Annotated in this window: 9 protein-coding genes; all 9 read right to left on the reverse strand. The window is 71.0% G+C overall.

All coding sequences use genetic code 11. The annotated features are described in order from the left end of the window. Position 1: 1 nt before the first annotated feature. The 9 genes from DO944_RS12945 to DO944_RS15775 are packed head-to-tail and all read right to left on the reverse strand — an operon-like array spanning position 2 to position 8153. Positions 2–568 (reverse strand): NUDIX hydrolase, encoded by a 567-nt coding sequence (locus tag DO944_RS12945; protein ID WP_112617526.1) that lies wholly within the window; start codon positions 566–568, stop codon positions 2–4. Next, positions 561–2255, reverse strand: a complete 1695-nt coding sequence (locus DO944_RS12950) for a CTP synthase (protein WP_094262415.1) — start codon at positions 2253–2255, stop codon at positions 561–563. Before DO944_RS12950 ends, DO944_RS12945 begins: the two co-directional genes overlap by 8 nt. An 18-nt stretch (positions 2256–2273) precedes the next feature. After that, complete coding sequence (gene recN, locus DO944_RS12955; RefSeq protein WP_112617527.1) at positions 2274–3965, reverse strand: DNA repair protein RecN; 1692 nt, start codon at positions 3963–3965, stop codon at positions 2274–2276. Further along, on the reverse strand, positions 3962–4897 hold the full coding sequence (locus DO944_RS12960) for an NAD kinase (RefSeq protein WP_112617528.1): 936 nt from the start codon (positions 4895–4897) through the stop codon (positions 3962–3964). The genes recN and DO944_RS12960 overlap by 4 nt, the downstream gene beginning before the upstream one ends. Next, positions 4894–5700 carry a TlyA family RNA methyltransferase gene (locus DO944_RS12965; protein WP_112617529.1) on the reverse strand — a complete coding sequence of 269 codons (807 nt, stop codon included), beginning with the start codon at positions 5698–5700 and terminating at the stop codon, positions 4894–4896. The genes DO944_RS12960 and DO944_RS12965 overlap by 4 nt, the downstream gene beginning before the upstream one ends. Next, complete coding sequence (locus DO944_RS12970) at positions 5697–5906, reverse strand: hypothetical protein (protein WP_112617530.1); 210 nt, start codon at positions 5904–5906, stop codon at positions 5697–5699. Before DO944_RS12970 ends, DO944_RS12965 begins: the two co-directional genes overlap by 4 nt. Before the next feature lie 20 nt (positions 5907–5926). Continuing rightward, positions 5927–6961: an HAD-IIA family hydrolase gene (locus DO944_RS12975; protein ID WP_112617531.1), complete on the reverse strand. Its 1035-nt coding sequence runs from the start codon at positions 6959–6961 to the stop codon at positions 5927–5929. Beyond that, positions 6961–7593 carry a hypothetical protein gene (locus tag DO944_RS15770; protein WP_258524719.1) on the reverse strand — a complete coding sequence of 211 codons (633 nt, stop codon included), beginning with the start codon at positions 7591–7593 and terminating at the stop codon, positions 6961–6963. Before DO944_RS15770 ends, DO944_RS12975 begins: the two co-directional genes overlap by 1 nt. Positions 7594–7622: 29 nt before the next feature. Further along, a complete protein-coding gene (locus DO944_RS15775) occupies positions 7623–8153 on the reverse strand; it encodes a hypothetical protein (RefSeq protein WP_220118343.1) in 531 nt (176 codons plus the stop codon). Between the last annotated feature and the right edge of the window lie 205 nt (positions 8154–8358).

Genomic DNA, 8358 nt, shown 5'->3' on the forward strand with positions numbered 1-8358 from the left:
GTCAGCCCCGGCGCAGCCGTTCGGCCGCCGCCAGCACGCCCGTCGCCAGGATGCCGTTGCGGAACCGTCCCGCGAGCACGCCGTCGACGACCTCCGTGAGCGGTACGCGCTCGACGCGCATGTCGGCTTCCTCGTCCTCGCGCTCGTACGCGCTCGGCGCCGGGCTGAGGCCGCGCGCGAGGAAGACGTGGATGACCTCGTCGTTGCCCCCGGGCGTCGTGAAGATGCTGACGAGCGGCTCGAGCGACGCCGCCACCAGGTCGACCTCCTCGGCGAGTTCCCGCCGCGCGGTCTCGATCGGGGGCTCGCCGGCGACGTCGAGCAGCCCCGCGGGGATCTCCCAGTCGCGATGACGGATCGGATGCCGGTACTGCTGGATCAGCACGACGCGCTCTTCGTCGTCGATCGCGACGACCGCGGCCGCACCGGGGTGGTCCACGAACTGGCGGGTGATCTCGCCGTCACCGAAACGCACCGTCTCGCTCCGCACGTCCCAGACGTGCCCCGAGTACACCAGCTCGCTCGAGATGACCTCGGGCTCGACGGGCTCGTCGCGCAGCTCAGGCATCCTCGACCTCGAACAGCTCGCTCGCGCGGTGCCGGTCGAGGGCGGCGGCGACCAGCCCACGGAACAGCGGGTTCGCCTCGGTCGGACGCGACCGGAGCTCAGGGTGGGCCTGCGTCGCGATGTAGTACGGGTGCACGTCGCGCGGCAGCTCGACGTACTCGACGAGGTTGCGGTCGGGTGACAGGCCCGAGAAGACCAGGCCGGCCTCGGCGATCTGGTCGCGGTACCGGTTGTTCACCTCGTAGCGGTGGCGGTGGCGCTCGGAGGCCTTCGTCGCCCCGTACACCTCGGCCGCGAGCGAGCCCTCGGCGAGGTCGGCCTCGTACAGGCCCAGGCGCATCGTGCCGCCGAGGTCGCCGCCGGCGATGATGTCGACCTGCTCGGCCATCGTCGCGATGACGGGGAACTCGGTCTCCGGGTCGAACTCGCTCGACGACGCACCGGCGAGGCCCGCCATGTTGCGGGCGTACTCGATCACCATGCACTGCAGTCCCAGGCAGATGCCGAGGGTCGGGATGCCCTGCTCGCGCGCGAACTTCAGCGCGCCGAGCTTGCCCTCGATGCCGCGGATGCCGAAGCCGCCGGGCACGACGATGCCGTCGACGCTCGCGAGCGCCTTCTCGGCGCCCTCGGGGGTCTCGCACAGATCGGAGGGGATCCAGGTGACGTTGACCTTGGTCTCCTGCGCGAAACCGCCGGCCTTCAGCGCCTCGGTGACCGAGAGGTACGCGTCGGGAAGATCGATGTACTTGCCGACGAGACCGATCGTGACCTCGTGCTTGGGGTTGTGGACGGCGTCGAGCACCTTGCTCCACCGCGTCCAGTCGACGTCGTCGGCCTTCTCGGCCAGCCCGAGCCGGCGAGTGATGTACGCGTCGAGACCCTGATCGTTCAGGGTCGAGGGGATGTCGTAGATGCTCGGCAGGTCGACGGTGTTCACGACGCCCTCGACGTCGACATCGCACATGAGCGCGATCTTGTTGCGGTTGCTCTCGCTGACCGGACGGTCGCTGCGCAGCACGAGGGCGTCGGGCTGGATGCCGACCTGGCGGAGGGCCGCGACGGAGTGCTGCGTCGGCTTCGTCTTCTGCTCGCCCGAGGCACCCATGAACGGCACGAGCGAGACGTGCACGAAGAACACGTTGTCGCGGCCGAGCTCGTGGCGCAGCTGACGGGCCGCTTCGAGGAACGGCTGCGACTCGATGTCACCGACGGTGCCGCCGACCTCGGTGATGATGACGTCGGGGCGGGGCTCCTCGGTCGCCTGCAGCCGCATCCGGCGCTTGATCTCGTCGGTGATGTGCGGGATGACCTGGACGGTGTCGCCGAGGTACTCGCCGCGGCGCTCCTTGGCGATGACCTGCGAATAGATCTGACCGGTCGTGACGTTCGCCGCCTGGCTCAGCTCGATGTCGAGGAACCGCTCGTAGTGTCCGATGTCGAGATCGGTCTCGGCGCCGTCATCGGTCACGAAGACCTCACCGTGCTGGAACGGGTTCATCGTGCCCGGGTCGACGTTCAGATACGGGTCGAGCTTCTGCATCACGACGCGAAGACCGCGTGCGGTGAGAAGGTTGCCGAGACTCGCGGCGGTCAGTCCCTTACCGAGAGAAGAGACCACACCACCGGTCACGAAGATCTGCTTGGTGGTGTTCTGGGAAGAGGCCGCGCGATGAGTGTCCGTCACGGGCTTCTATTCTATCAGTCAGGAACGCGAGAGGTTCAGCAGTTCTCGGGCGTGCTCGATCGCGGCCCCCGAATCCGGCAGGCCCGACAGCAGACGCGCCATCTCGGCCTCGCGGTCGCCGCCCTCCAGCCGCCGGACACTCGACGCGGTCACCGAGCCGTCGTTCGACTTCACGACGGTCAGGTGGTTCGTCGCGAAAGCGGCGACCTGGGCGAGGTGGGTCACGACGATCACCTGGCTCGTCTCGGCGAGCCGGGCGAGCCGGCGCCCGACCTCGATCGCCGCGGCGCCGCCGATTCCGGCATCCACTTCGTCGAACACGAACGTCGGCACGGGGTCGGTTCCCGCGATCACGACCTCGATCGCGAGCATGACCCGGCTGAGCTCACCGCCCGAGGCGCCCTTGGCGACCGGCCGGGGCTCGGCGCCGGGGTGAGGCGCGAGCAGGATCGTGACGTCGTCGCGCCCCGAGACCGACGGCGTGCCGGGCTCGACCGTGACGACCAGGCGCGCGTCGGGCAGGGCGAGTTCGCGGAGCTCCGCCGTGACCGCGGCACCGAGTCGCTCCGCGGCGGCAGTACGGGCCGCGGTCAGCTCGGCGGCGGCGGCATCCAGCGCCTCGGCGAGCTCGTCGCGCTGAGCGCGCAGGCGCTCGATGCGGTCGCCGTCGTCGTCGAGCTCCATGAGCCGTGCGGATCCGCTCTCGAGCAGCGCGAGTGCTTCGTCGAGGGTGCCGTGCACGCGCAGCAGACCGCCGAGCGCGGCGCGCCGCTCCTCGACGGCCGCGAGCTCCTGCGGCCCGCTCTCATCGAGATCGGCGAGGTACGCACTCAGACCCGTCACGAGGTCGGCGGCGCGGTAGCCGAGGTCGGCCAGCGGCTCGACGAAAGCGGCGAGGGCCGTGTCGCTCGCCGCCGAGCGCTCGATCGCGCGCCGGGCCTCGGCGAGCAGAGACACCGCGTCGGGCAGCTCGTCGTCGTTCGAGAGCGCGTCGTGCGCCGTCGCAGCGGCGGCACGCAGCTCTTCGACGTTGGCGAGCTTCTCGGCCCGCTCGGCGAGCGCCGCGTCCTCCCCCGGCTGCGGGGCGACGGCCTCGATGTCGGCGATGCGCCCGCGCAGGTCGTCGGCCTCGCGGCGGCGCGCGTCGCGATCGGCGTCGAGCTGCGTCAGTTCTGCGTCGACGGCACGCCAGGCGTCGAACGCCGCGCGGTAGCGGTCGCGCGCCGTGGTGATCTCGGGGCCGCCGAAGCGGTCAAGTGCGTCGCGCTGGGCGGTGGCCGACTTCAGCCGCAGCTGGTCGGACTGCCCATGGACGACGATGAGCTGTTCGGCGAGCTCGGCGAGTACGGCCGCCGGCGCGGGACGCCCGCCCACGCTGGCGCGACTACGACCTTCGCTCGACAGCACGCGTCCCAGATACAGCTCGGAGCGGCCTCCGCCGATCGGCTCGACGTCTCCCCCGGCTTCGCGGACGCGTTCGGCGACGGGTCCGCCCTCGTCGACGATCCAGACGCCGTCGACCGATGCCTGCGGCGCGCCCGCACGCACGGCGCCCGAGTCGGCCCGCTGGCCGAGCAGCAGCCCGAGTCCGGTGACGACCATCGTCTTGCCCGCGCCCGTCTCGCCCGTGATCGCGGTGAACCCGGGACCCATCGGCAGCGTCGCCTCGGCGATGACACCGAGGCCGCGCAGGCGCATCTCTTCGATCACGAGGCGCCCTCCCGCTGCTCGAGACTGGGACCACGCCACCCGACCACCGGCAACCGGAACTTCCGGACGAGCCGGTCGGTGAAGGCGGCCGGATGCAGCCGGGCCAGGCGAACCGGGGTCTTCGAACGGCGCACGACGACGCGGGCTCCGGGAGGCAGCTCCTGCGAGCGGCGTCCGTCGGCCCAGAGGATGCCGGTGCCGTTCGTACCCGCGCCGACCTCGATCGCGACGGATGCCTCCGGGCTGATCACGAGCGGACGGGCGAACAGCGCGTGCGCGGAGAGCGGCACCACCGCGACCGCCTCGACGTCCGGCCAGATCACGGGACCGCCGGCGGAGAAGTTGTACGCCGTCGACCCGGTCGGAGTCGCGATCACCACTCCGTCGCAGCCGAAGGCCGAGAGCGGACGCCGGTCGACCTCGAGGACGACCTCGAGCATCCGTTCGCGGCTGGCCTTCTCGACGGTCGCCTCGTTCAGCGCCCACGTCTCGTAGACGACGTCGCCGGAGCCGTCCTTGACGCGCACCGAGAGCGCCATGCGCTCCTCCACGTCGTAGTCGCGGTCGATGACCCGCCGGACGGCATCATCCATGTCGTCGGCCTCGATCTCGGCGAGGAACCCGACGTGGCCCATGTTGATCCCCAGGACGGGAGCGGTGCCGCCCCGGACGAGGTCGACGGCGCGCAGGATCGTGCCGTCGCCGCCCAGGACGATCGCCAGTTCGAGCTCGGCGACACTCACGTCGAGGTCGAGCGTGAGGACGCCGGGCAGCTCGCCCAGCTCCGCAACCAGCTCGGCGCGGTCGTCGGCCGCCAGCACTGGCCGAGCCCCCGCCTCGGACAGCGCGTTCAGGACGCGTTGCGCCGCGGCGACGGTGTCGGGACGGCGCGCATGGGCGACGACGAGGATGTTGCGCATCGCGTCGGTCATCGGGCTCCCGCCAGTTCGTCCACCGTGTGTATCCATTGTGTCGGATTGCCCGCCTCACCAGCGCGGATGCACAGGTGGACGACGTACTCCTGATTGCCGTGGGTGCCGACCAGCGGCGAGGCGATCACCCCGTGGGTGGCGAGTCCGGCGTCCCACGCCGACCACAGCACACCCATCACGGCATCCGCCCGCAGCGCCGGATCGGTGACCAGCCCGCCCTTGACGGCGGTCCGCCCGACCTCGAACTGCGGCTTCACGAGCAGGACGACATCCGTTCCCGGTGAGCAGACCGAGACGACGGCGGGCAGGACGTGCTCGAGGGAGATGAAGGAGAGGTCGCCGGTGATGACCTGCGGCTCGAACGGGGTGCCGACGAGCCCGGCGAGCGTCTCGGGCGAGAGGTCGCGGACGTTGAAGCCCTCGACCGCGATCACGTCGTCGTCCGCGGCGATGCTCGGCGCGAGCTGACCGTGACCGACGTCCACGGCGACGACCGGCCGAGCGCCGCGCTCGCGGAGCACCTGGGTGAAGCCGCCGGTCGAGGCGCCCATGTCGAGTGCGCTCCGGGAGGCGACGGCGATATCGAACGCATCGAGTCCGGCGATCAGCTTGTGGGCGCCCCGGCTGACGTAGTGGTCGGCGCCGGCGACGACGAGGGTCGCGGTGTCGGCCACCGGATGGGATGCCTTCACGACGGTGCGCCCGTCGACGGAGACGAGTCCCTCAGCGATCAGTGTTGCGGCGTGGCTGCGTGAGCGCGCCAGACCCCGGGCGGCGACGGCCGCATCGAGTCGGGTGCTCACGCGGCGCCGGTCGGACCGGAGTCGAGGCGGCGCGCGAGCTCGTCGTGCAGCGCCGCGTACGACGCGGCACGCTCGCTCAGGGGCTGGTCTTCGATGACGTCGAGCGAAGACAGCAGGTCGTCGCGCCATTGCTCGGCGATGCTCGGCGTCGCGCTGTCCGCGGCGGTGGGCTCGTGTTCGCCCGGGTCGGCACCATCCATCGACATGGCTCCCACGATACGCGGGGTCAGGGACGGTGGAAGGGATCCGCGTAGAGAGCCTCGGGAACCCGGAATCCGTAGATCGCGCGACCCGTCGCCCAGATCGCGGCCGCGCCCGCCCGGACCAGATCGATCGGCCGGTCGCCTGCCGAGACGATGACGATGTCGGCCCCGTCGATGCGGACCGACGCGTTGCCGACGGTCGTCACGTCGCCCTTCGTCCTCACCTCGGGGTAGGGCTCGTGCAGCTCGCGCAGGTCGCTCACGATGTAAGTCGGGCGCGAGTTGGCGGGCGCCGCCAGCACGTGCTTGGGCCGATCGATACCCGTCAGCACCAGCACCGACCGGATGCCGGCGGCCTGGGCCCCGGCGATGTCGGTGTCGAGTCGGTCACCGATGAAGAGCGGCTGGGAGGCGCCGAAACGAGCGACGGCCTCATCGAAGATGGGCCGCTCGGGCTTGCCGGCGACGGTCGCGAGACGTCCGACCGCCGTGTGCACGGCGGACACCAGTGTGCCGTTCCCCGGCGCAATCCCCCGCGCCTGCGGAATGGTCCAGTCGGTGTTCGTGGCGATCCAGGGGATGCCGCCCTCGTCCTCCGGAGTCGCCAGCGCATAGGCGGCTTCGGCGAGCTGGGCCCAGCCGACCTCGGGTGCGAATCCCTGCACGACGGCGGCCGGACCGTCGTCGGCCGATCGGGTGGGGACGTAGCCCGCCTTCTCGAGTTCGTGGACCAGTCCATCGCCGCCCACGACGAGGATCGTCGCCCCGGGGGGAACACGTTCGCGAAGGAGGCGCATCGCTGCCTGCGGGCTCGTGATGACGTCCTCGGGGCGCGTCGCCGTCAGGCCGAGTTCCCGCAGATGGTCGGCGACCACCGAGTCGCGCCGGGACGCGTTGTTGGTGATGTACCCGAGCCGGCGGGTCTCCCCCGCGCGGTTGAGGCTCTCGACCGCGTGCGGCAGGGCGCCGGGACCGGCATAGACGACACCGTCGAGGTCGGCCAGGACGGCATCCACACCGTCGAGCGGTGTCGACGATGCCCGGGAGAACAGGCCCATCAGCCGCGCTCCTCCGTCTTGCCTTCCGCCGGCGCCTCGCTTTCGAGCGCGGCGTCCTCGTCGATGTCGTCGACCACGATCAGTTCACGGTCCGCATCAGTCGCGCCGAGGGCTTCCTCGGCGACGAGGGCGCGCCGCTGCCAGAGCGCGGCTTCCTCGGAGCGACCGAGGTCCTCGAGCACGGCAGCCCGGGCGGCGAACAGGGCGGGGCTCCACGAGAACGCACGGTCGGGGTCGAGCTCGGGGATGTCGAGCTCTTGCAGCGCGCGCTCGGTCTCACCGAGGTCGAGCCGTGCCCCCGACATCGCGATCGCGAGCTCGACGCGAACCTCGATCGGAAGCGTCGACCGGTCGACCGCTCGACCGACCTCGAGCGCCCGGTCGGGGCGACCGACACCGCGCTCACTGTCGACCATCATCGCGATCTGGTCGTCACTGCCGGAGATCCGTCGGTACGTGCGGAGCTCCCGCAGGGCGAGGGCGTAGTCCCCTGTCGCATAGGCGGTGATGGCGACGGTCTCGCGCACGACCCCGACGCGTCCGGCGCGACGTGAAGCCGCGAGGGCGTGGTCGTGCGCGAGCGCGGGGTCGTCGTCAATCAGCTGGGCGACCATGGCGAGGTGGCGGGCCACCTGCTCCGCGTTCTCTTTGCTCAGAGTCTTCAGTTCGTTGCGCGCAGCGCCCGGCAGATCGCGAGCCGTGACGGTCTCGGGGATCTGGGGGCCGCGCGGGATGTCGCGACGCTCGGACCCCTGCGGCGGACGCGATGAACGTGCCCCGTCGCGGTCGTCGCGCCGCGGGCGCGCGTCACCATCACGGCGCGGGTACGACGGACGATCGCCGTCGCGGCGCGGGCGGGAATCACCATCGCGACGCGGACGCGAGTCACCATCGCGACGCGGACGCGAGTCACCATCACGACGCGGACGCGAGTCACCATCACGACGCGGACGCGAATCACCATCACGACGCGGACGCGAATCACCATCACGACGCGGACGCGAATCACCATCACGACGGGGACGCGAATCACCATCACGACGGGGACGACCATCCCCCGCGCCATCGCGACGCGGGTACGACGGACGGTCACCGTCACGACGGGGGCGGGAATCGCCGTCACGACGCGGGCGGGAATCGCCGTCGCGGCGCGGGCGCTCGTCGTTGGAACGCGGCGGACGAGCATCGCCATCGCGACGCGGACGCCGTGCGCCGGAATCCGCAGCAGAGTAACGGGGCTTGCGCTCCGATCGCGGGCGGTCTTCTTCAGTCACGACGTTCCTTTCGTCCCGGAAACGAGAAATGGCCACCCAACATTGGGTGGCCATTTCACGAAAGAAGTCCGGCGGTGTCCTACTCTCCCACAGGGTCCCCCCTGCAGTACCATCGGCGCTGTG

It is taken from the genome of Microbacterium sp. SMR1, assembly GCF_003289625.1.
GTDB lineage: Bacteria > Actinomycetota > Actinomycetes > Actinomycetales > Microbacteriaceae > Microbacterium > Microbacterium plantarum.

Coding starts and splice junctions, on each gene's coding strand:
- DO944_RS12960 (WP_112617528.1), bottom strand. CDS start 4,897: ATGACCGACGCGATGCGCAACATCCTCGTCGTCGCCCATGCGCGCCGT.
- DO944_RS15775 (WP_220118343.1), bottom strand. CDS start 8,153: ATGGCGATGCTCGTCCGCCGCGTTCCAACGACGAGCGCCCGCGCCGCG.
- DO944_RS12970 (WP_112617530.1), bottom strand. CDS start 5,906: ATGTCGATGGATGGTGCCGACCCGGGCGAACACGAGCCCACCGCCGCG.
- DO944_RS12975 (WP_112617531.1), bottom strand. CDS start 6,961: ATGGGCCTGTTCTCCCGGGCATCGTCGACACCGCTCGACGGTGTGGAT.
- DO944_RS12945 (WP_112617526.1), bottom strand. CDS start 568: ATGCCTGAGCTGCGCGACGAGCCCGTCGAGCCCGAGGTCATCTCGAGC.